This is a genomic window from Aquabacter albus, from assembly GCF_040049275.1.
Taxonomy (GTDB): domain Bacteria; phylum Pseudomonadota; class Alphaproteobacteria; order Rhizobiales; family Xanthobacteraceae; genus Aquabacter.
Window position 1 is genome coordinate 340,809 of sequence record NZ_JBDZDT010000002.1, and the last position, 23,930, is coordinate 364,738.

Sequence of the window (23,930 nt, forward strand, 5' to 3'; positions counted from 1 at the left end):
TCCCGGTATGCGCCGACGTGGAGCGCGGCCCTGCCGTCAGGCGGCTGTGGGCAGGATGGATGTGGGCCTGTGCCCGGCATCCACCGCCACCATGACGAACAGGCCCCGGCCGCAGGTACGGCGCTCACCGGAATGGAGGTTCTCGGCGCAGAGCTCCACCTCCACCGTCATGGAGGTCCGGCCGGTCCCCGTGATCCTGGGCACCAGTTCCACCACCTCGCCTGTCTGGATCTGGTGCTCGAAATCCACCCGCCGGGAGGAGGCCATGACCACCGCCTTGCGGCACCGGCGCGTGGCCGCCACGAAGGCGGCCTTGCCCATGGCGGCGAGGGCATTCCCGCCATAGAGGCTGCCGTAATGGCTGGTCTTCTCCGGGAAGACCATTTCCACCATGCGCAGGTCCTCTTCCACGGCAGGCTGCACCAGGGGGCTGAGCGGGGGCAGGCGGCCGCCCATGCGTTCGAGGCCATCGCCCACCGCCACCATGTTGAAAACCCCGGCGCCGCAGCGCCGGCGCGCGCCGGACAGGGGCGCTTCGGCAATGAGCTCCACCTCGACGCCAAGGGACCGCCCGCCGACGCGGGTCACGCGGCCGGTCAGCTCCACGATGTCGCCGAGATGGGCGGGCGCATCGAAGTCGATGCGCTCGCAGGAGGCCGTCACGAAGTCGACGGGCGCATGGCGCGCGGCGGCGATGAAGGCCACCTTGTCCATCTGGGCAAGGCCGATGCCGCCGAACAGCGTGCCGTGGTGGTTGGTGTCGCCCGGAAAGACGATGTCGATGAGCCGGGTGAGGCGCGGTGGGGGGAAGCCGGTCATTCCGCCGCCTCCGCTAAAGTGGACCTCAGCGCGCGGGCCGTCGCCACCATGTTGACGAGGGCGGGGCGGACCTCCTCCCACTTCCGGGTCTTCAGCCCGCAATCGGGATTGACCCAGAGCTGGGCGTCCGCGAGCCGCTGGCGGGCCAGCATCATGAGGTCCGTCATCTCGCCCACTTCGGGCACGCGGGGCGAGTGGATGTCATAGACGCCGGGGCCGATCTCGTTCGGGTACTTGTAGGTCCAGAACGCGTCCAGCAGCTCCATCTTCGAGCGGGACGTCTCGATGGAGATGACATCCGCATCCATGGCGGCGATGGCGTCGATGATGTCGTTGAATTCCGAGTAGCACATGTGGGTGTGAATCTGGGTTTCGTCGGTGACGCCCGAAGAGCAGATGCGGAAGCACTCGACCGCCCAGTCGAGATAGGTCTTCCATTCCGACTTGCGGAGCGGCAGGCCCTCGCGGAGCGCGGCCTCGTCGATCTGGATCATGGCCGCGCCGGCGGTCTCCAGATCCTGCACCTCATCGCGGATGGCGAGCGCGATCTGGCGGCAGGCGGTGCTGCGGGGAACATCGTTCCGCACGAAGGACCAGTTGAGGATGGTGACGGGGCCCGTCAGCATGCCCTTCATGGGCTTGTCCGTGAGGGATTGGGCATAGCTCCACCACTCCACCGTCATCGGCTCCGGCCGGGAGACGTCGCCGAACAGGACGGGCGGTCGCACATAGCGCGAGCCATAGCTCTGCACCCAGCCATGCCTCGTGAAGGCGAAGCCGGAAAGCTGCTCGCCGAAATACTGCACCATGTCGTTGCGCTCGAACTCCCCATGGACGAGCACGTCGAGGCCGATCTCCTCCTGCCAGCGCACCGTGCGCTCGGTTTCCTCGCGCAGGAACTGCGCGTAGGCGGCATCGTCCAGCGTGCCCTTGGCATAAGCGGAGCGGGCTTTGCGGACTTCCGGCGTCTGCGGGAAGGAGCCGATGGTGGTGGTCGGGAAGGCGGGCAGATTGAAGCGCTGCCGCTGGGCCTGCGCGCGAACAGCGAAGGCGCTGTCGCGGTGCTTCAGGACGGTGGCGACGGAAGCGGCCCGGGCCGTGACGTCCGGGTCATGGACCTTCGGCGAGGCCTTGCGCGCGGCGGCAGCCTGGGCGGACGCCGCGAGCTTGTCCTTCACGCGGTCGCGGCCTCCGCCGAGCGCGGTGCCCAGCGTCGCCAACTCGTCCATCTTCTGGACGGAGAAGGAGAGCCAGGACTTCAGGTCTGGATCGAGGTCCGGTTCCAGTTCGAGGTCGATGGGGACGTGGAGCAGCGAGCAGGACGGGGCGATCTGGAGATGGTCGGTGCCGCGACGGGTGACCGCCCTTTCCAGGCGGTCCAGCAGCGCCGGAAGGTCGGCGCGCCAGATGTTGCGGCCGTCAATGACGCCGAGTGACAGGACAAGCCCGCGCGGCGCCTTCTCCAGCACCGCATCGAGCTGTTCAGGTGCCCGCACGAGATCGAGGTGAAGCCCGGCGACGGGCAGCGAGAGCGCCGTATGGAGATTGTCGCCGAGGCCGCCGAAATAGGTGGTCAGCATGACCTTCAGGCTCGGCAGCGCATAGGCGATCATGCCGTAGGCGTCCCGCAAAGCGAGCTGCGTCGCGGTGTCGAGATCGAGGACGAGGCAGGGCTCGTCCATCTGCACCCAGTCCGCGCCGTTTGCCGCAAGGCGCCGCAGCACATCGATATAGACCGGCATCAGACGGGGAAGGAGGGACAGGGGATCGAGCGCGGGATCCTTGCTCTTGCCGAGCTTGAGATAGGTGACGGGGCCGAGCAGGACGGGGCGGGTGTGGTGGCCGAGAGACCTCGCCTCCAGGAACTCGTCCACCGCCTTGAGGGAGGCAAGCGTGAAGGTCTGCTCGGCGGAGAATTCCGGCACCATGTAGTGGTAGTTGGTGTCGAACCACTTCGTCATTTCCTGGGCCGGAACGCCATGGCCGTGGTCATGCCCATGGGTGCAGGAATGGTCGTGCGAGCCGCCCTCGGCGCCGCGCGCCATGGCGAAATAGGTGGCGAGCGGGACCTTCCCGCCCGTCCAGCCATAGGCCTGCGGGATGGCGCCCACCATGACGCCGGTGTCCAGCAACTGATCGTAGAGCGAGAAGTCGTTGGAGGGGATGACGGAGACGCCAAGCGCCTTCTGGCGGTCCCAGTTCGCCGCGCGCAGCGAAGCGGCGGTCGCGAGCAGGGTGGCCTCGTCGGACTTGCCCGACCAGAAGCTCTCAAGCGCGGTCTTCAGCTCGCGGCGCGGACCGATGCGCGGCGTGCCCAACGTTGCGACGGGGATGGAGGATGGGGTCATGGCTCAAGCCCTTGAGGTTTGGGCAAAGGCCATGGCGGAAGGCGTTCGGGCCATGGACGGCATGCGCCCGCGGAGCCAAAAGCGCACCACCGGGACACCCCGCCCGAGGACGATATGGTGTCGGGGCAGGTCTCCTGGCTCGCGGGTCGTCGCCTTGGTCCGGCCTTCCCGGGATCGCTCCCAGTGACACTGATGGACTTCGGCTCACCGCTTACAGTTGCGGGGGCAGCTCCGGCTTTGGCGGGATTCCCAGATGAGAATCTTGCCGCACCGGCTTCCCTCTTAGCCCTGGCGCCGAAACGGCCCAGGGAACCACGACGCGTTCAATGTGCCGGGGGAAATCGCTGTCGTCAAGTAAGATATAAAGACATCTTTATATCGTGATTTCGCGGTCCTATTTCTTATCGAGGGTGCATAAGTCCGTTGCCTTCTCTCCGCTCACTGCGTAATTGATACATTATATCATTTAAAGGAGGCGCCCATGCGCGATGCCCGGCTTCCCGTCACCGTCCTCTCCGGCTTCCTCGGCGCAGGCAAGACGACTTTGCTCAATCATGTGCTGGCCAACCGCGAAGGCCTGCGGGTCGCGGTCATCGTCAACGACATGTCGGAGGTGAACATCGACGCGGAACTGGTGCGGGTGGGAGGAGCCAATCTCTCTCACACCGAGGAGAAACTGGTGGAGATGACCAACGGCTGCATCTGCTGCACCCTGAGGGACGACCTTCTCGCCGAAGTGCGCCGGCTCGCCGGGGAAGGGCGCTTCGATTATCTGCTGATCGAATCCACCGGCATCGCCGAGCCGCTTCCCGTGGCCGCCACCTTCGACTTCCGGGACGAAGACGGCGTCTCCCTCTCGGATGTGGCCCGGCTCGACACCATGGTCACGGTGGTGGACGCGGCGAACCTCCTGAAGGATTTCGGCAGCCGGGACTTCCTGAGCGACCGCGGCGAGACGGCGGGGGAGGAGGACGCGCGCACGCTGGTGGACCTGCTGACCGACCAGATCGAGTTCGCCGACGTGATCGTGCTCAACAAGGTCTCCGATCTCGCGCCGGAGCGCCTGAGGGACGTGCGCGGCGTGGTGAAGGCGCTGAATCCCGACGCGCGGCTTATCGAGACGGACCATGCGCGGGTGGCGCTCAAGGAGGTTCTCGGGACCGGGCGCTTCGATTTCGAGAAGGCGAGCCAGCATCCGGTCTGGTTCAAGGAGCTGAACGGGTTTCGCGATCATGTCCCGGAGACGGAGGAGTACGGGGTTTCCAGCTTCGTCTACCGTGCGCGCCGGCCGTTCCATCCTGAAAAGTTCAACGCCTTCCTCGCCCGCACATGGCCGGGCCTCGTGCGCGCCAAGGGCCTGTTCTGGCTGGCGACGCGGCCGCACAAGGTGGGAGAGATGAGCCTTGCGGGTGCCATCTGCCAGACCGGCACCATCGGCCGCTGGTGGGCAAGTGTCCCCCCGGAGCACTGGCCGACCCAGCCGGACTGGCGCTCCTGGCTGCGCTCCCACTGGATGCCGGGCTATGGCGACCGCCGCCAGGAACTGGTCTTCATCGGCATGGACCTGGACGAAGCCGGCATTCGCGCCGCGCTCGATGCCTGCCTCGTCGGCCCGACCGACCCGAAGCAGTTCGACCCGGCCGCGCTGAAGCACCTGCCGGACCCATTCCCGGCGTGGGAGGCCGCCTGAGGGGTCAATCCCAGGCGAGCGCGCCGCCATTCTGATACTCGATCACCCGGGTCTCGAAGAAGTTCTTCTCCTTTTTCAGGTCCATGGCCTCGCTCATCCACGGGAACGGGTTCTCCGCTTCCGCGAACACCGGGGCGAGCCCGAGCTGGGCGCAGCGGCGGTTGGCGATGAAGTGCATGTACTGTTCGCACAACACAGCGTTCAGTCCCAGGAAGCCGCGGGGCATGGTGTCCCGGCCATAGGCGGCCTCCAGCTCCGCCGCATCCTTCAGCATGCCGCGCATTTCGTCCTGGAACGCCTTCGTCCAGAGATGCGGGTTCTCGATCTTGATCTGGTTGATGACGTCGATGCCGAAGTTCAGGTGGATGCTCTCGTCGCGCAGGATGTACTGGTACTGCTCGGCGATGCCGACCATCTTGTTGCGGCGGCCCAGCGAGAGGATCTGCGCGAAGCCGGTATAGAACCACATACCCTCGAAGATGACGTAGAAGGCCACGAGGTCCCGCAGGAAGGACTGGTCCGCCTCCGGCGTGCCGGTCTTAAATCCGGGATCGTCCAGGTGCTGGGTGTGCCTCAAGGCCCAGGCCGCCTTGTCGGTGATCGATGGCACTTCGCGGTACATGTTGAAGAGCTCGCCCTCGTCCAGCGCGAGGCTCTCCACGATGTACTGGAAGGTGTGGGTGTGCACGGCCTCCTCGAATGCCTGGCGCAGCAGATACTGGCGGCATTCCGGGTTGGTGAGGTGGCGATAGATGGCCAGCACGATGTTGTTGGCAACCAGGCTCTCCGAGGCAGCGAAGAAGCCGAGATTGCGCTTCACCATGCGCCGCTCGTCCTCGGTGAGGCCGTCCCGCGACTTCCATAGGGCGATGTCCGCCTGCATGGAGACCTCGGTGGGCATCCAGTGGTTGTTGCAGCCAGACAGGTACTTCTCCCACGCCCATTTGTACTTGAGGGGCAGGAGCTGGTTCACGTCGGCGCGGCAGTTGATCATCCGCTTCTCGTCCACCGAGACGCGGCCGCCATGGCGGTCGATGTCGCCGAGACCGGCGGCCTCCTTCGCGTCCGTGGGCGCGAAAGCGGGATGGATGGGAGCGGGCTTGGTATCCGACCAGTCGAGCATATGCGTGTCTCCTTCGCCGCTCACTGGCAGGCTTCGCAGGTGGGGTCGTCGATGGCGCACGCCTTGCCCCAAGGGGCACTCAACGCGGCATCAACGCTGATGGGCGCGGCGGCTTCTGCCACCACCGCGGAGACTGCGTTGAGCTTGCCGTCCGTGCCCTTCAGGGTGGATTTCTCCACGTGGGTGGCCGAGCGCGAGCGCAGGTAATAGGTGGTCTTCAGGCCGCGCCTGAAGGCGAGGCGGTAGAGCGCGTCGAGCGCTTTGCCGGAGGGGTTGGCGATGTAGAGGTTGAGCGACTGGGCTTGATCGATCCACTTCTGGCGGCGCGCTGCGGCTTCGATCAGCCAGGACGTGTCGATCTCGAAGGCGGTGGCGTAGAGGGCCTTCAGGTCATCGGGAATGCGGTCGATCTGGCCGAGGCTGCCGTCGAAATATTTGAGGTCGGAGACCATCACCTCGTCCCATAGGCCGCGCGCCTTCAGGTCATGCACCAGGGCGGCGTTCACCACTGTGAAGTCGCCGGACATGTTGGATTTGACATAGAGGTTCTGATAGCCGGGCTCGATGGACTGGCTCACCCCGCAGATATTGGAGATGGTGGCGGTGGGGGCGATGGCCATGCAGTTGGAGTTGCGCATGCCTGTCGTCTTCACCCGCGCGCGCAGGCCATCCCAGTCCAGCGTCCGCGAGCGGTCGAGGTCGAGCCCGCCACGCGCTTCCGCCAGCAACTCCACGCTGTCGATGGGCAGGATGCCCTTCGACCAGAGCGAGCCTTCGAAGCTTGGATAGCGCCCGCGCTCGGCGGCGAGGTCCGCGGAGGCGGAGACGGCGTGGAAGGACAGCGCCTCCATGCTTTCGTCGGCGAAGCGCACGGCCGCCTCCGACGCATAGGGCAGGCGCAGCGCCTGGAGCGCGTCCTGGAAGCCCATGATCCCGAGGCCCACGGGCCGGTGCCTGAGGTTGGAGCGGCGCGCCTCGGGGATGGTGTAGAAATTGATGTCGATGACGTTGTCGAGCATGCGCATGGCGGTCTTCACCGTCCGCGCAAGCCGGTCATGGTCGAGCCCCTCCACTGTGACATGGGCGAGGAGGTTCACCGAGCCGAGATTGCACACTGCCACCTCGTCGTCGGACGTGTTCAGGGTGATCTCGGTGCACAGGTTCGAGGAATGCACCACGCCCGCATGCTGCTGCGGCGAGCGGATGTTGCAGGGGTCCTTGAAGGTGATCCAGGGATGGCCGGTCTCGAACAGCATGGTAAGCATGCGCCGCCAAAGGTCTACAGCGCGCACCTGCTTGAACACTTTCATCCCGCCCTGCGCGGCTTTGGCCTCGTAGCCCTCATAGGCGGCCTTGAAGGCGGGGCCGAAGAGATCGTGCAGGTCGCTCGCCTCGTCGGGTGAGAACAGGGTCCAGGGGCCGTCTTCCTCGACACGCTGCATGAACAGGTCCGGCACCCAGTTGGCGGTGTTCATGTCGTGGGTGCGGCGGCGCTCGTCGCCGGTGTTCTTGCGCAGATCGAGGAAGTCCTCGATGTCCACGTGCCAGGTTTCCAGATAGGCGCAGACCGCACCCTTGCGCTTGCCACCCTGGTTCACGGCGATGGCGGTGTCGTTGGCAACTTTGAGGAACGGCACCACGCCCTGGCTCTCGCCGTTCGTGCCCTTGATGTGGGCACCGAGGCCGCGCACCCGCGTCCAGTCATTGCCGAGCCCGCCGGAATATTTGGCCAGCAGCGCATTGTCCTTCACCGCCTTGAAGATGCCGTCGAGGTCGTCCGCGACCGTGGTGAGGAAGCAGGAGGAGAGCTGCTGGCGCAGCGTGCCGGAATTGAACAGGGTCGGCGTCGAGGCCATGAAGTCGAAGGAGGAGAGGAGGCCGTAGAATTCGATGGCCTTCGCCTCCCGGTCGATCTCGCGCACAGCGAGCCCCATGGCGACGCGCATAAAGAAGGCCTGGGACAGTTCGAAGCGCGTGCCGCGCACGTGCAGGAAGTAGCGGTCATAGAGGGTCTGGAGACCGAGGAAGTCGAAGGCGAGATCCCGCTCCGGCTTCAGCGCTGCGGCGAGGCGCGGGAGGTCGAAGCGGGCCAGTTCCGGGTCCAACAACTCGGCCGCGACGCCGGCTTTCACGAAGCCGAGGAAATAGTCGCCATAGCGGCCTGCCATCTCCTCATGGGTCGCTTCGTCGGCGCGCCCGGCGATGAAGCTCAACGCCTCCCGACGCAGCTTGTCCAGCAGCAGGCGGGCGCTGACCTTGGTGTAGTTGGGCTCCGTCTCGATAAGGGTGCGGGCGGCGAGGATCGGCGCGAGGCCGAGCTCGTCCGCGGAGATGCCGTCATAGAGGTTCCGCCGGGTCTCTCCGAGCACGGTTTCCCGCGAGACGCCATCGAGGCCCTCGCAGGCTTCGCGCACCACGGCATCGAGCCGCGCCGTGTCGAGGGGAACGAGCGCGCCGTCCGCCGCCTTCATGCGCAGGGCGGGCACGGCTGACGCGGCGGGCGCATCCGTCTTCGCACGTTCCCGGGCACGCTCCTCGCGATAGAGCACATAGGCGCGGGCCACCTTGTGGTGCTCGCCGCGCATCAGGGCCAGTTCCGCCTGGTCCTGGATGTCCTCGATATGGAAGGTGCGGCCGCCCTCCGCGCGACGGGTGAGCCCCGCCACGATCTGAGCCGTCAGATCGGCGACGGCGTCATGGACGCGGCGCGAGGCGGCGGCGCTGCTGCCTTCCACGGCGAGGAACGCCTTGGTGAGGGCAACGGAGATCTTGGAGGCGTCGAACGGCGTGACCGCGCCGTTGCGGCGGATCACCTGATAGCCCGGTTCCGAGGCTGTCCGGGCGCCCGGCGCAGGCTGTGCGGGGACGAGGATCGCGTCCGAGGGACGCACGGTTTCGATCTGGAGAGACATCGGCTTGGACCCCAAAAGTTGGGGGCAAAGGCCGAGCGGATGCGCGAGGGAAGATCGCCTCGGGCATGAAGCCCCCAGCGACAGCCAAGCGTTCCACCGGGGCACCCCGCCCGAGGACGTTCATCGAGGTCGCGGCAGGTCTCCTGGCTCGCGGGTCGTCGCCTCAAGTCCGGCCTTCCCGGGATCGCTCCCAGTGACTCTGATGGACCTTGGCTCGCCGCTTACAGTTGCGGGGGCAGCGCCGGCATTGGTTCGACCCTTTCGGGCGGTCCCGCACCGGCTTCCCTCTTAGCTCTCGCTCTTGCGAGTCGAGAGACCGTGACCACCACATCTAGCAGCATGGTTGCGATGGCTGTCAATATGTGGGGATGATGAATCGGAGCAGACATGTCTCATCCACCGCCGAAGCGGATGGTTGACCGTGAATGAGCAGCCCTCTACCGTCACCGTGACGGTTCCCTAACGGGACGAAAAAGGGAACGCGGTGAGGAGGGTGCCCGGAGACGGGGATCCGACGATGCCGCGGCTGCCCCCGCAACTGTAAGCGGCGAGTCCTTCGTCACACGCCACTGGGCTTCGGCCTGGGAAGGCGACGAGATGGACGCTGACCCGCGAGCCAGGAGACCTGCCGTCAGCCGTGGTCACGCGCGAGCACGTCGGGCGGGGTGTCCTGATGGTGGTTAATCCCAGCAGCTTTCCGGCCGCAGGGGAGCCTCGTTCGCGGTGACGGACCACTCGTCCCGCTGAGGCCATCATGCCTTCCGCTTTGTTTCGTCACGCCCGCGCCGCCGCGCGCCGTCCCGTGCTCGCTGCCCTCCTCCTGTCGTCGGCTTCGGGGCTCGCTCATGCCCAGTCCCCGGCACCCGGCGGCACCGCCCAGCAGCCCATCGACCTTCCCGAAGTGGTGGTGAGCGCCACCGGCATCCCGACCCCGGCGAACCGGATCGCCTCCTCGGTTAGCGTCGTCACCGCCGAGGACATCGAGCGCCAGCAGCTGCGCACCGTGCCCCAGGTGCTGCAATCGCTTCCCGGTCTCAACGTGGTGCAGACTGGCGGACCGGGCGGGCAGACTTCGGTCTTCATCCGCGGCACCAATTCCAACCATGTGAAGGTGCTGATCGACGGCATCGATGCGGGCAACCCCTCGACCCCCAACGGTGCCTTCGACTTCGGCCAGCTCCTCGCCACCGATCTCGCCCGCATCGAGGTGCTGCGTGGGCCACAGAGCGGTCTCTACGGCTCGGACGCCATCGGCGGCGTCATCTCCATCACCACCAAGAAGGGCGAGGGCCCGCCGAAATTCTTCGGCTATGTGGAAGGGGGCTCGCTCGGCACCTTCAACCAGGCGGCGGCGGTGAGCGGGTCGACGGAGCGGCTTTCCTACTCCTTCAACGTCACCCATTTCTCCTCGACGGATATTCCGGTGACCCCGCCCGGAATCATCCCGCCGGGCTATCCAAACAATCCCAACGCCTATGACAACTGGACCTATTCGACGCGCCTCGACCTCCAGATGACGGATAATCTGGCGCTCAACTTCGTCGCCCGCTACATCGACAGCCAACTCGCCTTCACGCCGGACATCTATCCCCCGCCGCTGTTCGAGGGCATCCCGGCCCCGCAGACTTCCACCAGCCTCAATTCCATGTTCTTCACCAAGGGCGAGGGCGTGTGGAGCGCGCTCGACGGCGTACTCCACACCACGTTCGGGGTGAGCGCCATGAACACCTCGAACCCGACCGTGGGGCCGAACCTGTCCGTGAACGGCCAGTATGAGGGCGACCGGCAGACCTATTACCTGCGCTCCAACCTCGCCGCCGCCGCCGGGCAGAACCTCATTGCCGGCGTGGAGCGGCGGAACGAGAGCATGACCTCGTCCACCCAATACACGGAGATGAGCGCATCGACCGGCGACACCGGCGCCTATGCGGAATGGCAGGGCACGTTCGGCGATCGGTTCTTCGGCGCGGCGAACGTCCGCTATGACAGCGACGACACCTTCGGCGACCACTCGACCTTCCGCCTTGCCCCCGGCTTCCTCATTCCCGAGACGGGGACCACCATCAAGGGCAGCTACGGCACCGGCTTCAAGGCGCCCTCACTTTATCAGCTCTATGCGCCGATCTATGGCAATGCGGCCCTCGAGCCCGAAGAGAGCACCGGCTACGATATCGGTTTCGAGCAGCAGGCCTTCGGCGGCAGGGTGACGTTTGGCGCCGCCTATTTCCACAACGACATCACCAACCTCATCAGCTACGACCCGGTGACGTTCGAGAACGTGAATATCTCCAGCGCCACCACGCAGGGCGCGGAGACCTTCATCGCTTTCCAGGTGATGGAGCGGCTGAAGCTGCGGGTGGACTACACCTACACCTACGTCATCGGCTACATGCCGCCGGGCGAGCCCTTCGGCGCTTCCTGCGCGCCGCTGACACCCACCTCTTGCACACCCCTGAGGCGGCCCAACAACAAGGTGAGCGTGACGGCGGACTGGAACCCCACGGACCAGCTCAATCTTTCCGCCACCCTGATCTATGCCTCGGCATGGTGGGACATCGTGCGTCTCACCAGCGACACTATCGACCAGCCCGGATACACCGTGGTGAATCTTGCGGCCAACTATGCGTGGACACCCAACGCGACTCTGTTCGCCCGCATCGACAATCTGTTCGATCAGACCTACGAGAACCCCAACGGCTTCCTGGCTCCCGGCTTCGGCGCCTATGGCGGCTTGAAGTTCACCTATTGAGGCGGAGGGATGAAGCGCGTCGCCAGCCTCCTTGCCCTGGTTTTCCTCTGCGCTCCCGTTTCGGCGGAGGCGCAGAGGCCCGCGCGCATCGTCTCGCTCAATCTCTGTGCGGACGAACTGGTGCTGCGCCTCGCGGACAAGGAGCAGGTTGCCTCGGTGACCTGGCTCGCCCGCGACCCGCGTGGATCCAACGTGGCGGATCTCGCAAAGGATGTGCCCGTGAACCGGGGTCTTGCGGAGGAGATCGCCGCCCTCAAGCCCGACCTCGTCATCGTCGGCGCCTTCACCACTCGCACCACCGTGGCCATGCTGCACCGGCTCGGCCTGCCGGTGCTGGAACTCGGCGTGCCGGAGACGCTTGAGGACGCCTATGCCCAGATCCGGGAGGTGGCGGCCCGCATCGGCGCGCCGGAGCGCGGCGAAGCCATGATGGAGGATATGAAGGCGGCCTTTGCCCGCCTGCCGTCCGCGCCCGCCCACCGGCCCACCGCCATCGTCCTGCGCCCGAACGGCTTCACCGCCGGGCGCGGCTCCATGGCCGACGAGATCCTGGGCTTGGCGGGCCTCGACAATCTCGCGGCTCGCCTCTCTACCGACCGGATGGGACAGTTGAATTTGGAAGAGATCGTGCGCGCCCGCCCGGACGTCCTCGTCATCAATGCATCCGCAGACGGCCCGCCCTCGCTGGCGGACGACCTGCTGCATCATCCCGCGCTCGCCCGGCTCGCCGCCGAAGGCCGGACCGTGCCGCTGCCGACGCGGTTGTGGACCTGCGCGGGTCCCGAACTGGCGGAAGCGGCGCGGCGGCTCGCGGCGGCGCGGGAGGCCCTGCCCGAATGACCCGCCTCGTTGTTGCCCTTGCTCTCCTCACGATCATCCTCATGGCCGTGTCGGTGGCCGTAGGCTACGCCCCGCTGGATGTGGGCGAGGCCCTGTCCGATCTTCTCGCCGGGCGCCAAACCCTTGAAGCCATGGTGCTCTCCGAACTGCGCCTCCCGCGTGCCGTCCTGGGCGCGGCAGTGGGCTTCAGCCTCGGCGTCATGGGCGCCGCCCTCCAGGGGCTCATGCGCAATCCCCTCGCCGATCCGGGCGTGGTGGGCGTCTCTGGAGCGGCAGCCCTGGGCGCGGTGGTGGTGTTCTATTTCGGCGTGTCCTCCGCCTTCGCTCTGGCTCTGCCGCTCGGCGGCCTCGCGGGTGCGGGCCTCGCCACGGCCTTCCTCCTGACCCTCGCGCGGCGCGGCGCCAGCACGGCGACGCTCATCCTCGCCGGCGTCGCGCTGAACAGCCTCGCCGGAGCCCTCACAGCGCTCGCCCTCAACCTCGCGCCGAGCCCCTATGCGGCGCTGGAGGTGGTGTTCTGGCTCATGGGCTCGCTCTCGGACCGCAGCCTCCTGCACGTGGCGCTCGCGCTGCCCTTCATGATCTTCGGCTGGGCGCTCGTGCTTTCCACGGGCCGGGCCATGGACGCGCTGACCCTCGGCGAGGATACGGCCGCGAGCCTCGGCTTCTCGCTCCGCCGCACGCGGCTCCTCGTGGTGGGCGGCACGGCGGCGGCGGTGGGGGCGAGCGTCGCGGTGGCGGGCGCCATCGGCTTCGTCGGGCTCGTGGTGCCGCATCTCATGCGGCCCTTGGTCGGGCACCGGCCGGGGCGACTGCTGCTGGTCAGCGGCCTTGCGGGCGCCGCCCTGACACTTGGGGCGGACATTCTCGTGCGGCTCGTTCCCACACGGCCGGAGCTGAAGCTGGGCGTCGTCACCGCGCTCATCGGCGCGCCCTTCTTTCTGGCCTTGCTGCGGCGCCTGAAGGTGGAGGGCGAATGATCCTCGAGGCTCTCGACATCACCATCCGCAGGAGCGGGTCAACCGTAGTGCATGGCCTCTCGCTCACGGCCCGTCCGAACGAGGTGCTGGGCCTCATCGGCCCGAATGGCGCGGGCAAGACGAGCGTCCTGCGCGCCCTGTGCGGTCTCGATCCGCTCGCCTCGGGCCGCGTGACCTATGATGGTCGCACGGCCGATGCGTTCGAGCGACAGGCCTTGGGGCGAACTATCGCCTATCTGGCGCAAGGTGCGCGCATCCACTGGCCCATGACGGTTGCGGAAGTCGTCGCGCTCGGCCGCCTGCCGCATGGCCGGGCCGAGGTCGATGCCGCCGTCGCCCGCGCCATGGACGCGGCGGATGTGGCCCACCTGCGGGATCGCACCACCGGTGCCCTGTCCGGCGGCGAGCGCGCCCGCGTTCTTCTCGCCCGCGCCCTGGCGGTCGAGGCGCCCATCCTGCTGGCGGACGAGCCGGTGTCCGCGCTCGATCCCTACCATCAGCTCCAGGCGATGGAATTGCTGCGCGCCACCGCCCGCTCCGGAACGACCGTCATCGTCGTGCTGCACGACCTGACGCTGGCCGCCCGTTTCTGCGATCGGCTCGTGCTCATGAAGGACGGCCGATTGCTGGCCGAAGGCCCTCCGGGCGAGGTGCTGGCTGCCGACCGCGTGGCACATGCCTACGGCGTCACCATCGAGACGGGCACGCGCGACGGTGAGCCCTTCGTGCTGCCCTGGCGCCGCCGCGCCACTCCACCCTCCACCACGGAGTCCTCCCGATGATCCTGACCGGCAGCGATGCCTTCACCATTCTGAAGCGCCACGCCCTCGACGCGCACACCGGCTGGAGCCTTGGCATCTTCGGGGCGATTGCGGAGTTCATGCGCGCGCCGGATGAGCCCGTGCAAGTCGTGGCGGACCAGGAGGGGATCGAGATCACCACCGGCCGGGGCGGGCTGCGGGTGCTGCCGCACGATGCCGCCGTCATCATCGACTACCAGATGCCCTCGCGCCATGAGGAGCGCCGTGTGTGCGCGCTCGCTGCGTGCCTTCCCGACGCTGTGGCGGCGCGTGCGGGCCGCGCGGTCGTAACCGAAATCGGCCGCGACGTAGCGGCGCTGCGGGACGGCGACCGGGGTGACTTCCTGTTCGACCTCGGCATCGGCCTCGACACTGTGGAAGCCTGCGTGCGCACCCGGGAGCCGCATCTGATCGCCGCGCTGCGGGCAGCGGAAGGCCGTGAACTGTTCGCGGCGGAAGGCGTGATCGGCGCCATCCTGGCCCATGCCCCGCACCGGGTGTTCGTCTCGGCGCTGGGGCGTATCGAGGTCTACCAGCCCATCCCTCCGGCGGACGGACGCAGCCCGGACGGGCCACACACGCACGTGCTCCCGAAACTCTTGGCCCACCGGCGGACCCATGCTGCAAGCGTTCCCATTCCCGATGGGCTGGTCCCGTGCCTCTCGATCCATCCGCCCCATGGGAGTGGCTCGGGAAGAGCTTGATCGAAGGGGCCGGATAAGGGGCCGATCAAGCAGTTCTGCTTTCTTGTCCAGGCCGGGTACCGGCCTCCAGCAGAGGCCTGACATTCGAAATATTCTTCATGACACCCTCCAGGTGTGCCCTCAATTTCTCGGAAGCAAAGCCAAGATCACCACTCTCGATCAACTTCAATATTTCGAGATGCTCGGCAGCCTGTGTCCAATAACGGCTTCTATCCGCGAGGGATCGATAGACGAGCAGGCGGCGGATGCGGTTCACGCGCTTCAGCGCATCGAGGAAGAATGAGTTTTGCGAGGCCCCGACGATGGCCTCGTGAAATCGTATGCCCCGTTCATATAAGAGGTCGGCATCCAGCGTCTCGATTTCTCCATCGAGCATGCGCTCTTCCGTTTCCCAGCATTGCTTCAAGACATCCGGATGCAAAGCGTAATCCGGTTCCAGGAGGCTGGCGGGCTCGATGGCCATGCGCAGGCGATAGCTTTGCTCCAGTGCCGCAGGCGTCGTGAGAACGGCGGAAAAGCTCCAGCCATACCCTGGGCGCCTTTCGGCCCAGCCCTCGGCGGCAATCCGATTGAGCAGCTGGGTCAGTTGGCCACGCGAAAGATTGTAGCGATCGCGCATGGCTTGCTCCGATACCCGATCCGGCAGCGTGCCATTCAGTCGATCTTCGGCAACCTGGAAGTATACGGCCGAAAGCAGGTGATCCCGCTGGCTCTTGTCGAGGTTCCCCGCGAGCCGCGGCGCATCGCTCGCGACCGTGAAACCACGTCCGGGATCGGCGACGACGACACCTCGCTCCGCCAACATCCGCATCGCCTGCCCGATCGGGAACCGCGACACGCCGAGCTGGTCGGCCAGCTTCTGTGACCGCAACCTGTCTCCCGGCTTCAGTACGCCGTCGGCGATCTGCGCAAGGATCGCCGTGGCTGCTTCACTTACGACGCTGCCCTTCATCGATGTCCGACACCGTTCATTGCGCAACCGCTCTTCCATGCTTCGCGCGGGGATCATAGCCCGTCGCAATCGCGACCGATGGAAAATACCATATTGCATTTTTTGCGATCAAAATCCATTCTTGGCACAAGCAATGGATGGGAGGATGCGCCGTGACTGCAAGTGAGGGAGTGAATTGCGAGGGCTCCGGCTCCGGGGACACGCAGCGGGGATGGACCCGGCGCGGCGCTATCGCCGCGCTGCTTCTTGGCTCGCTCGGCCTTGCGGGGGGAGCCCCGTCGGCGGCGAATGCTCAATCCACCTATCCGGATCGTCCGATCCGCCTGATCGTGCCGTTCGCCCCGGGTGGCGGGGTCGACATCGTCGCTCGCCTGCTCGCGGGGCCCATGGGGGCGGCGTTGAGCCCAACTGGATCGGCGACGATCGTCATAGAAAACCGGGGCGGTGCGGGCGGACAGTTGGGTGCGCGCGCCGCAGCGACCGCGACGCCGGACGGCTACACCATAGTGCTGGCCTCGGCCGGTGAGGTGGCCGCCGCACCGGCGCTCTATGGCGCCAAGCTGCCGTACAATCCGGCCAAGGATCTGGTGCCGATCACGCTCGTCGTGCGGATACCCAATCTCCTGGTGGTCGCCAGCGACGTGCCGGCGCGCAACGCGGCGGAGCTGATTGCGCTGGCGAAGAAGGAGCCGGGAAAACTGACCTACGCGACGTCCGGGATCGGCAATCTCCAGCATCTCAATGGAGAGTTGTTCAACAGGATTGCGAAGGTCGACACCGTTCACGTCCCATATCGCGGAACGGGTTCCATCCTGACCGATGTGGTGAGCGGCCGCGTGAGCATGACCTATGGCGGCGCGCCTGCGCTCTTGCCGATGGTCAAGGAAGGCAAGCTGCGCCCCATCGGCGTCACATCGCGCCAGCGTATTCCGAGCCTGCCGGACGTTCCGGCCCTGTCGGAGACCCCGGAACTGGCGTCCTATGAACTGGTCAATTGGTTCGGGCTTTTCGCGCCGGCCGGCACGCCGGCGCCCATCCTCGAGCGCCTCCATGCTGCCGCCACGGCGGCGTTGCGCGATCCCACGCTGATCAAGAAGCTGGAGGAGCAGGGCGCCGAGCCGGCCCCCATGTCGGCGGCGGATTTCAAGGCCTTCGTGGATGCCGAAACCGCCAAGCTCACCCAGCTCATTCGCGACGCCGACATTCGCCCGGAAAACTGAGAGGAAGCGGCTCATGTATCGTGTGGATGTGCTCGTGCAGGGCTATCCCGGCAAGAGCGTGTGCCACGGTGGCCTGGGGTGGAGCACCATCGCGATGCTGCGCGGCGAAGGCCGCGTCATCCTGATCGATGTCGGGGCTTTCGGCGTTCGCAAAGAGCTGGAAAAGCAGCTCGCCGCCAACGGCGTCTCCCCGGATGACGTCACGGATGTGGTTCTGACCCACGCCCATTACGATCACAGCGTGAACTACACGCTGTTTCCCGCCGCGACCGTCTGGATCGGGCGGGTCGAGCTGGAATGGGCGCGCGATGTGCCGCCGGGCTTCAACCCGCTCCCTGAACTCTACGTCCAGGACATGGTGCGCTCTCCGCGCGTGCGTCTCATCGAGGAGAATTCGACCTTCCTCCCCGGGCTGACGGCGATCGCTGCACCAGGGCATACGCCCGGATGCATGCTGTTCCGGCTGGAGTCTTCTCCGCCGGTCCTCTTCACCGGTGACGCGGCGAAGAACCGCGCGGAGCTGCTCTCGCTCCGAACGGACATGACGATGGACGCCGAGGCAAGCCGGGCTTCGCTGGAAACGGTTTGGCGCCAGTGGCGTGAGGCGCCGGACATGATCGTGGTGCCCGGCCACGATCTCTCCCTGCGCCTGAATGCCGAGGGCCGGCCGGAGTATATCGGCGAACGCAAGGCGGCCATCGCCGCATGGTTCGACGAAGACCTCTCCGTGACCACTTCAATCGACCTGACCAAGGGTATGGAATGACGGACGCAGTTGTCGCCGAGGAAAAGCTCGGCAGCCTTGCCACGCGCGCTTTGGTGAGTGGCGGGATGCTGGAGGAAGATGCGCGGAGCGTCGCCCAGGTGCTGGTGCTTGCGGACCTGTTCGGCTTGCGGACCCACGGGGTCAGCCGCGTGATGCAGTATCTCGACCGGGTGAAAGTCGGGGGCATCGACGCGCGGGCGGTCGTGGCGACCAACCGCGTCGCGCCCGGCCTGTCCCTCGTGGATGGCGCCAACGGAATGGGGCCGCTCGTCGGCATGCGCGCGCTGGAGGCCGCCATGGCGTCTGCCCGCGAAGTCGGTATCGGAGCCGCCTTTGCCCGCGCCTCCAACCATTTCGGCCCTATCATGCCCTATGCCTTGATAGCGGCCGAGGAGGGTTTTGCCTCGATCATCGGGACCAACGCGACGACGACCATCGCGCCCTGGGGCGGCATGGACACCCGGCTCGGCAACAATCCGCTTGGCATCGGCGTTCCCGCTCCGGGCAGCGATCCGATCCTGCTGGATCTCGCCATGAGCGTGGCGGCGCGGGCCAAGATCCGCCGGGCATTGAAGCAGGGCGCCTCCATTCCTGAGGGCTGGGCGACGGACCCGAAAGGCCAGCCGACGACCGACCCCACGGCCGCCCTCGCTGGCTTTCTGCTGCCGTTCGGCGGACACAAGGGCTACGGCCTGGCCCTGCTGGTGGACCTCCTATCCGGCGTGCTCTCGGGCGCCTCTTACCTCACGCGAGTGAAGGCATGGGACAAGCAGCCCGAGGCGCATCAGGACCTCGGCCACTTCTTCATCCTGATCGACACCAAGCGGCTCGCGGCTCCTGACGAGCTCGCTAGGCGCATGGCCGACTTCAAGGACATCATCCGGTCGACACCGGCTGCCGATCCGGAGCGGCCGGTGCGTCTTCCTGGTGATACGGAATTCGATCTGCTGCGGCGGCAGCGGGCGGAAGGTGTCGCGGTGGCCGCAGAGGATCTTGAGGCCCTTGAGGTGCTCGCGGAGCAGTCTCAGAGCTAGAAGAAGTGCGACAGGCGCCGCGGGCTGAGCTGAGCAAAGCCAGCCCGCGGGCTTTCCGAGGTTTCAGGGCATGGATCGTTTTTCGGATGTCGAGCTGGCGGGCCACACATATCGCGTGGTCGATTTGCCTGCTTTTGCCGGAACAAGGCTCGCTCATCTGCCCTGGCTGCACCGGGTCCTTCTCGAGAACCTGCTGCGCTGTACCCCCACGGGCGATCCGGCGCTGGAGGCCATTCCCGCCTGGCTGAACGATGCGGGAAGCGAAGCCGAGATCCCCTTCCATCCCGGCCGTGTGCTGATGCACGACACCACCTGCGGTCCGGCGCTGGTGGACATTGCCGCGTCCCGCTCCGCGCTTGCGGAGGCGGGCGGCGACCCCGCCCTGCTCAACCCCGTACTTCCCGTGGACGTGTCGACGGATCACTCGCTGGCCGTGGACGTGTTCGCCCGCAGCGATGCCCGCGAGCGCAACATGGAGGTGGAGCTCCGGCGCAATCTGGAGCGCTACCGCTTCATGAAGTGGGCGGCCAACACGCTGGCGAACGTCACCGTCCACCCGCCCGGCACGGGCATCATGCACACCATCAATCTTGAGCGCCTCGCCACCGTGGTCACGAGCGAGATGCGCGGGGGCGTCCTGTGGGCGGTGCCGGACACGCTGATCGGAACCGACAGCCACACGCCCATGATCAACGGGATCGGCGTGGTGGCGTGGGGCGTGGGCGGGCTTGAGGCCGAAAGCGTTATGTTCGGCATGCCGGTCACCATGCGCGTCCCCGAGGTCGTCGGTGTCCGTCTGACCGGACGGCTGCGGGACGGCGTCCTGGCCACCGACCTCGCGCTTCGCGTGACGAGCCTTCTGCGATCGATCGAACTCTCAGGCCGGTTTGTCGAATTCTTCGGCCCCGGCGTGTCGGGCCTTTCCGCGGGTGAACGCGCCGTGGTGGCAAACATGGCGCCGGAATATGGCTCCTCGTCCGGCTTCTTTCCCATCGACCATATGACCGTCGATTACCTCAGGGCCACGGGCCGCACGGCGGATCACGTCGTGTTCGTGGAGGCATATGCGCGCCGCGTCGGTCTCTGGTTCGATCCCGAGGCAAATCCGACATATGCCGAGGTGCTTGAGCTTGATCTAGGGAGCATCGAGGTCGCCCTGGCAGGCCCGCGCCGGCCACAGGATCTGCTCCGGCCGCAGGACGCACGCGCATCGCTCGCGCCCATGCGTCGTCATGATGTTGCGCCACCCACCGACACCGACCCCGTGCCGGACGCCGCAGTGGCGATCGCCGCGATCACCAGCTGCACCAACACCTCCGATCCCCGTCTTCTGGTCGCGGCCGGGCTTCTGGCGCGCAGGGCGCGCCTCCTGGGCCTCACGCCGAAGGGCTGGGTGAAGACATCGCTGGCGCCCGGTTCGCCGGCCGCGGAGCGTTATCTTCATCGCGCCGGCCTCCTGGAGGACCTCGAGGCAGTGGGCTTCGGAATCGTTGGACACGGCTGCACCACGTGCATCGGGAATTCCGGCACGCTCACGCAACCCATTCTGGACGCGGTGGCCGACAGGGGCGTGCTGCCGGTCGCGGTCCTCTCCGGAAATCGCAACTTCCCCGGGCGCGTCCATCCCCAGCTTGAGGCGGGCTTCCTGGCCTCGCCTCCGCTCGTCATCGCCTATGCCCTTGCCGGTGATATGGATCGGGACATCCTGAGCGATCCGGTCACCGCGACGCCGGACGGTCGTCCCGTGCACCTCTCCGAACTGTGGCCGACCGGGCCGGAGATCGACGCAGCCATGAGCCGCGCGGTGCGACCGGGCGATTACGCACCCGCTTATGACGAAGCCGAGGCCAATCCTGTGTGGCTGCGCCTGGACGCGCCAACGACACCGCTTTTTCCGTGGGACGAGGCATCCACCTACATTCGCCAGCCGCCGTTCGCGGCAATGGATTGCGAAAGCCGCCTCGGCCGCTACGTCGCGACGCCCATCCTCGTGGTCGGTGACGACATCACGACCGATCACATCTCTCCCGCCGGCGCGGTGAATCCCAAGAGCGCAGCCGCGACCTACCTGATCGAGCGCGGCGAGGATCCCGCCGACCTCAATGTGTTCTCGTCGCGGCGCGGAAACTGGGAGGCCATGATCCGCGGCCTCTTCACCAACAAGACCGTGAAGAACCTGCTGGGTGAGGCCGTTCCGCCCGGCAGCACCATCCACCATCCCAGCGGCGACCTGATGCCCCTGTGGCTCGCGGCGGAGCGCTACAAGGCGGAAGGCCGTTCCGTCGTGATTGTCGCCGGCGAGAGATACGGAATGGGCTCGTCGCGCGACTGGGCTGCCAAGGGCGCCGCTCTGCTCGGGACGCGGGCGGTGCTCGCATCCAGCTTCGAGCGCATCCATCGCTCGAACCTCGTGAACATGGGTGTGCTCCCGTTGCGGCTCCCGCCTGGTATGGGCCCGGGCGACCTTGCCTTGAGCCCCTCGGACGAGATCATTGTCGATGCCCCCCTCGAGCGCCTAAGCCCACGTTGCGAGATCGAAGTCGTCATCCGACGTAAGGGCGGCTCGACGCTGTCGTTCAAGGCGGCGGCCGCGGTTGAAACCAGTCTCGAAGTGGATGTCCTCGCCGCCGGAGGTGTGATCCCGCTGATCCTGAGAGAGCGGCTGTCCAAGCAGTTGCACTAGAATGAGTGGAATTTCCATTCATTTTTGAATCAAATAGATTGAAATTACTAAGATATATTGCGCTCGCGTTAAGTAATGTCGCGATGTAGTCTGTATTTCGAGGGTCGATGCAGGCGTTGCAGCAGAGATGAATGTATCGCGGCTAAGCAGATCGTGCCGCTGCCGCGCGACGGGCCTTATGCCCGGCCATCGCCCTCCGCCCCATAATGGAGGACCCCATGGCTCCCATCATCGGAACAGACGACAACAATTACATGAGCGGCACCGCGGGCAACGACGAGATGTCCGGGCTCGGCGGCAACGACATCATGGACGGCGGCGCTGGCGATGACCATCTGCTCGGCGGAGACGGCGACGATTCCCTGGTCGGGAATCTGGGCGCCGACTGGCTGGAAGGCGGAGCCGGCGATGACGAGCTGAACGGCGACTGGGCTTATGACCAGCCGCCAGCCGACGACCTGCTCGATGGCGGGGAAGGCTCCGACACGGCGCGCTACATCTATTCGCCCGGCGCCGTCACGGTCGATCTCTCCCAGGGCATCGGCCATGGCTTCGGCGCCGAGGGCGATGTCCTGATATCCATCGAGAACCTGGTGGGCTCCGGCTACGGCGACACGCTCATCGGCGATGCCGGTGACAACACGCTCGACGGCGTCGAGGGCGATGACACGCTCCAGGGCGGTGCCGGCAACGACGTGCTGGTGGGCGACGACGGCACCGACATCCTCGATGGCGGCTCTGGCAGCGACACCGCCTTCTATCGGTATTCCGGCCCGAATGCGGTGATCGACCTCGTCAACGGAACCGGTCCCGGCGGCGACGTCCTCATCAGCATCGAGAATGTCAGCGGCTCGAGCGACAACGACACCATCATCGGCGATGCCGGCGACAACATCCTGAACGGCCAGGGCGGCCGCGACCTCATCATCGGCGGCGCGGGCGCCGACACCATCATCGGCGGCGACGGCGTGACGACCCAATCGGACACGGCGAGCTATGAGGGTTCCGCTTCGGGCGTCACGGTGAGCCTCGCCACCGGCCTCGGTAGCGGCGGCGATGCGGAGGGCGACCATCTCTCGGGCATCGAGAACCTCATCGGCTCCAACCATGCCGACACCCTCACCGGCGACGGCGTGGCCAACGCTCTGGACGGTGGCGCAGGCGCCGACATCCTCGCCGGCGGCGGCGGCAACGACATGCTCACCGGCGGCGCCGGCGCGGACACGCTCAACGGCGGGGCAGGGGCGGACTGGGCGCTCTACGCGCTTGGTGGCAGCGCCGTCACCGTGGACCTCGTGGCGGGCACCGGCAGCGGCGGCGAAGCCCAGGGCGACACTTTCGCGGGCATCGAGAATGTGCGCGGCACGGCGCAGGCCGACACGTTGATCGGCAACGCCGCCGACAACGTGCTCGACGGCGTCGATGGCAATGACACCATCAATGGCGGCGCTGGCAATGACAGCATAACCATCGCCCACGCGGGCACGGTGGATGGCGGCAGCGGCGATGACACGCTGACCCTGTCGCTGTCCGGAGCCGGTCCGGGCGTGGTGGACGGCACGATGGGACTGTCCTCGGACGGCGCCAGCTTCACCAATATCGAACACCTCATCGTCACCGGCGCGGAGACCAACGACTGGCTGATCGGCCTTGCGGGCGCGGACCAGCTCGAAGGCGGTGGCGGCGCGGACCATATGGAGGGCCTCGGCGGGGACGACGATATTTCCGGCGGAGCCGGCGACGACTTCGTCTCCGCGGGCGACGGGAGTGACAGCGTCCAGGGCGGCGACGGCACCGACTGGCTCTATGGCGATGCCGGCGACGATTTCCTCTATGGCGACGCCGGCCGGGACTATCTGCGCGGCGATGATGGGAACGACCGGCTGGTGGCTGGCCAGGGCCACGATTCCCTCAGGGGCGGTGCCGGCGACGACGTCCTCATCGGCGAGGGCGGCAATGACTTCCTGGTGGGCGGCAGCGGCTCCGACCGCTTCATGTTCGACTGGGAAGCGAGCAGCAGGGACCGCATCATCGACTTCCAGCCCGGCGAAGGAGGCGACATCCTCCACATCTCCTACACCCTGGAATATCTGGGCGGCGGCCTCTTCAGCTATGAGGACGTGATGGCCCACGCCACCCAGACCGCCGAAGGGACCTATATCGACTTCAGCGGCATCCAGCCCTGGACCTTCGGCGTGATGCTCGATGACGTGAACATGGCCGACCTTACGTCGGCCAACATGGCGTTCGACTTCGTCTGAGCCGCCATCCGCGGCGCGGGCCGGAAGGTCCGCGCCGGCACCACAAGTG

The 23,930-nt window shown here is 66.6% G+C and carries 16 protein-coding genes and 3 riboswitches; of the genes, 11 read left to right on the forward strand and 5 right to left on the reverse strand.

Features of this window, described 5'->3' with window-relative positions; genetic code table 11:
• Positions 1–36 precede the first annotated feature (36 nt).
• Together ABLE91_RS04635 and metE are read right to left on the reverse strand one after the other, a co-directional pair.
• Positions 37–819, reverse strand: coding sequence for an acyl-CoA thioesterase (locus tag ABLE91_RS04635; protein ID WP_348928848.1), 783 nt, complete (start codon positions 817–819; stop codon positions 37–39).
• On the reverse strand, positions 816–3,167 hold the full coding sequence (gene metE, locus ABLE91_RS04640; protein WP_348928849.1) for a 5-methyltetrahydropteroyltriglutamate--homocysteine S-methyltransferase: 2,352 nt from the start codon (positions 3,165–3,167) through the stop codon (positions 816–818). Before metE ends, ABLE91_RS04635 begins: the two co-directional genes overlap by 4 nt.
• A 107-nt stretch (positions 3,168–3,274) precedes the next feature.
• Positions 3,275–3,499: riboswitch (cobalamin riboswitch) on the reverse strand.
• A gap of 149 nt (positions 3,500–3,648) precedes the next feature.
• Here metE and zigA point away from each other — a divergent pair.
• Positions 3,649–4,857 carry a zinc metallochaperone GTPase ZigA gene (gene zigA / locus ABLE91_RS04645; protein ID WP_348928851.1) on the forward strand — a complete coding sequence of 403 codons (1,209 nt, stop codon included), beginning with the start codon at positions 3,649–3,651 and terminating at the stop codon, positions 4,855–4,857.
• Between the two features lie 4 nt (positions 4,858–4,861).
• On the opposite strand, the gene ABLE91_RS04650 is transcribed toward zigA, so the two are convergent.
• Positions 4,862–5,980: a ribonucleotide-diphosphate reductase subunit beta gene (locus tag ABLE91_RS04650; RefSeq protein WP_348928852.1), complete on the reverse strand. Its 1,119-nt coding sequence runs from the start codon at positions 5,978–5,980 to the stop codon at positions 4,862–4,864.
• Positions 5,981–6,000: 20 nt separating this feature from the next.
• Positions 6,001–8,892 carry a ribonucleoside-diphosphate reductase subunit alpha gene (locus tag ABLE91_RS04655; protein ID WP_348928854.1) on the reverse strand — a complete coding sequence of 964 codons (2,892 nt, stop codon included), beginning with the start codon at positions 8,890–8,892 and terminating at the stop codon, positions 6,001–6,003.
• Between the two features lie 116 nt (positions 8,893–9,008).
• Positions 9,009–9,228, reverse strand: a riboswitch (cobalamin riboswitch).
• Between the two features lie 100 nt (positions 9,229–9,328).
• Positions 9,329–9,539, forward strand: a riboswitch (cobalamin riboswitch).
• A 107-nt stretch (positions 9,540–9,646) separates the two neighbouring features.
• Between ABLE91_RS04655 and ABLE91_RS04660 the strand changes: the two genes are divergently transcribed.
• The 5 genes from ABLE91_RS04660 to ABLE91_RS04680 are packed head-to-tail and all read left to right on the forward strand — an operon-like array spanning position 9,647 to position 14,965.
• Positions 9,647–11,641, forward strand: coding sequence for a TonB-dependent receptor plug domain-containing protein (locus ABLE91_RS04660; RefSeq protein WP_348928855.1), 1,995 nt, complete (start codon positions 9,647–9,649; stop codon positions 11,639–11,641).
• 9 nt (positions 11,642–11,650) lie between these two features.
• A complete protein-coding gene (locus tag ABLE91_RS04665) occupies positions 11,651–12,481 on the forward strand; it encodes an ABC transporter substrate-binding protein (RefSeq protein WP_348928857.1) in 831 nt (276 codons plus the stop codon).
• Positions 12,478–13,461, forward strand: coding sequence for a FecCD family ABC transporter permease (locus tag ABLE91_RS04670; RefSeq protein ID WP_348928859.1), 984 nt, complete (start codon positions 12,478–12,480; stop codon positions 13,459–13,461). The genes ABLE91_RS04665 and ABLE91_RS04670 overlap by 4 nt, the downstream gene beginning before the upstream one ends.
• Complete coding sequence (locus ABLE91_RS04675) at positions 13,458–14,243, forward strand: ABC transporter ATP-binding protein (RefSeq protein WP_348928860.1); 786 nt, start codon at positions 13,458–13,460, stop codon at positions 14,241–14,243. Before ABLE91_RS04670 ends, ABLE91_RS04675 begins: the two co-directional genes overlap by 4 nt.
• The gene (locus ABLE91_RS04680) at positions 14,240–14,965 is read left to right on the forward strand and encodes a DUF6925 family protein (RefSeq protein WP_348928862.1); all 726 of its coding nucleotides are present in this window, start codon (positions 14,240–14,242) and stop codon (positions 14,963–14,965) included. Before ABLE91_RS04675 ends, ABLE91_RS04680 begins: the two co-directional genes overlap by 4 nt.
• A gap of 25 nt (positions 14,966–14,990) precedes the next feature.
• Here ABLE91_RS04680 and ABLE91_RS04685 read toward each other — a convergent pair whose 3' ends face one another.
• Positions 14,991–15,956: a GntR family transcriptional regulator gene (locus tag ABLE91_RS04685; RefSeq protein WP_348928864.1), complete on the reverse strand. Its 966-nt coding sequence runs from the start codon at positions 15,954–15,956 to the stop codon at positions 14,991–14,993.
• A gap of 113 nt (positions 15,957–16,069) precedes the next feature.
• On the opposite strand from ABLE91_RS04685, the gene ABLE91_RS04690 reads away from it, so the two are divergent.
• The 5 genes from ABLE91_RS04690 to ABLE91_RS04710 all read left to right on the forward strand — a co-directional run bounded on the left by ABLE91_RS04690 (position 16,070) and on the right by ABLE91_RS04710 (position 23,881).
• Positions 16,070–17,137 (forward strand): Bug family tripartite tricarboxylate transporter substrate binding protein, encoded by a 1,068-nt coding sequence (locus tag ABLE91_RS04690; RefSeq protein WP_348928866.1) that lies wholly within the window; start codon positions 16,070–16,072, stop codon positions 17,135–17,137.
• Between the two features lie 13 nt (positions 17,138–17,150).
• Positions 17,151–17,903 carry an MBL fold metallo-hydrolase gene (locus ABLE91_RS04695; RefSeq protein WP_348928867.1) on the forward strand — a complete coding sequence of 251 codons (753 nt, stop codon included), beginning with the start codon at positions 17,151–17,153 and terminating at the stop codon, positions 17,901–17,903.
• Positions 17,900–18,937 (forward strand): Ldh family oxidoreductase, encoded by a 1,038-nt coding sequence (locus ABLE91_RS04700; protein ID WP_348928869.1) that lies wholly within the window; start codon positions 17,900–17,902, stop codon positions 18,935–18,937. Before ABLE91_RS04695 ends, ABLE91_RS04700 begins: the two co-directional genes overlap by 4 nt.
• Positions 18,938–19,007: 70 nt before the next feature.
• Positions 19,008–21,620, forward strand: a complete 2,613-nt coding sequence (acnA, locus tag ABLE91_RS04705) for an aconitate hydratase AcnA (RefSeq protein ID WP_348928871.1) — start codon at positions 19,008–19,010, stop codon at positions 21,618–21,620.
• A 218-nt stretch (positions 21,621–21,838) separates the two neighbouring features.
• Positions 21,839–23,881 (forward strand): calcium-binding protein, encoded by a 2,043-nt coding sequence (locus tag ABLE91_RS04710; RefSeq protein WP_348928873.1) that lies wholly within the window; start codon positions 21,839–21,841, stop codon positions 23,879–23,881.
• Positions 23,882–23,930 lie beyond the last annotated feature (49 nt).

Excerpts from the sequence above, each read along its gene's own strand:
- ABLE91_RS04635 (WP_348928848.1), bottom strand. The coding sequence starts at position 819 with ATGACCGGCTTCCCCCCACCGCGCCTCACCCGGCTCATCGACATCGTC.
- metE (WP_348928849.1), bottom strand. The coding sequence starts at position 3,167 with ATGACCCCATCCTCCATCCCCGTCGCAACGTTGGGCACGCCGCGCATC.
- zigA (WP_348928851.1), top strand. The coding sequence starts at position 3,649 with ATGCGCGATGCCCGGCTTCCCGTCACCGTCCTCTCCGGCTTCCTCGGC.
- ABLE91_RS04650 (WP_348928852.1), bottom strand. The coding sequence starts at position 5,980 with ATGCTCGACTGGTCGGATACCAAGCCCGCTCCCATCCATCCCGCTTTC.
- ABLE91_RS04655 (WP_348928854.1), bottom strand. The coding sequence starts at position 8,892 with ATGTCTCTCCAGATCGAAACCGTGCGTCCCTCGGACGCGATCCTCGTC.
- ABLE91_RS04660 (WP_348928855.1), top strand. The coding sequence starts at position 9,647 with ATGCCTTCCGCTTTGTTTCGTCACGCCCGCGCCGCCGCGCGCCGTCCC.
- ABLE91_RS04665 (WP_348928857.1), top strand. The coding sequence starts at position 11,651 with ATGAAGCGCGTCGCCAGCCTCCTTGCCCTGGTTTTCCTCTGCGCTCCC.
- ABLE91_RS04670 (WP_348928859.1), top strand. The coding sequence starts at position 12,478 with ATGACCCGCCTCGTTGTTGCCCTTGCTCTCCTCACGATCATCCTCATG.
- ABLE91_RS04675 (WP_348928860.1), top strand. The coding sequence starts at position 13,458 with ATGATCCTCGAGGCTCTCGACATCACCATCCGCAGGAGCGGGTCAACC.
- ABLE91_RS04680 (WP_348928862.1), top strand. The coding sequence starts at position 14,240 with ATGATCCTGACCGGCAGCGATGCCTTCACCATTCTGAAGCGCCACGCC.
- ABLE91_RS04685 (WP_348928864.1), bottom strand. The coding sequence starts at position 15,956 with ATGGAAGAGCGGTTGCGCAATGAACGGTGTCGGACATCGATGAAGGGC.
- ABLE91_RS04695 (WP_348928867.1), top strand. The coding sequence starts at position 17,151 with ATGTATCGTGTGGATGTGCTCGTGCAGGGCTATCCCGGCAAGAGCGTG.
- ABLE91_RS04700 (WP_348928869.1), top strand. The coding sequence starts at position 17,900 with ATGACGGACGCAGTTGTCGCCGAGGAAAAGCTCGGCAGCCTTGCCACG.
- acnA (WP_348928871.1), top strand. The coding sequence starts at position 19,008 with ATGGATCGTTTTTCGGATGTCGAGCTGGCGGGCCACACATATCGCGTG.
- ABLE91_RS04710 (WP_348928873.1), top strand. The coding sequence starts at position 21,839 with ATGGCTCCCATCATCGGAACAGACGACAACAATTACATGAGCGGCACC.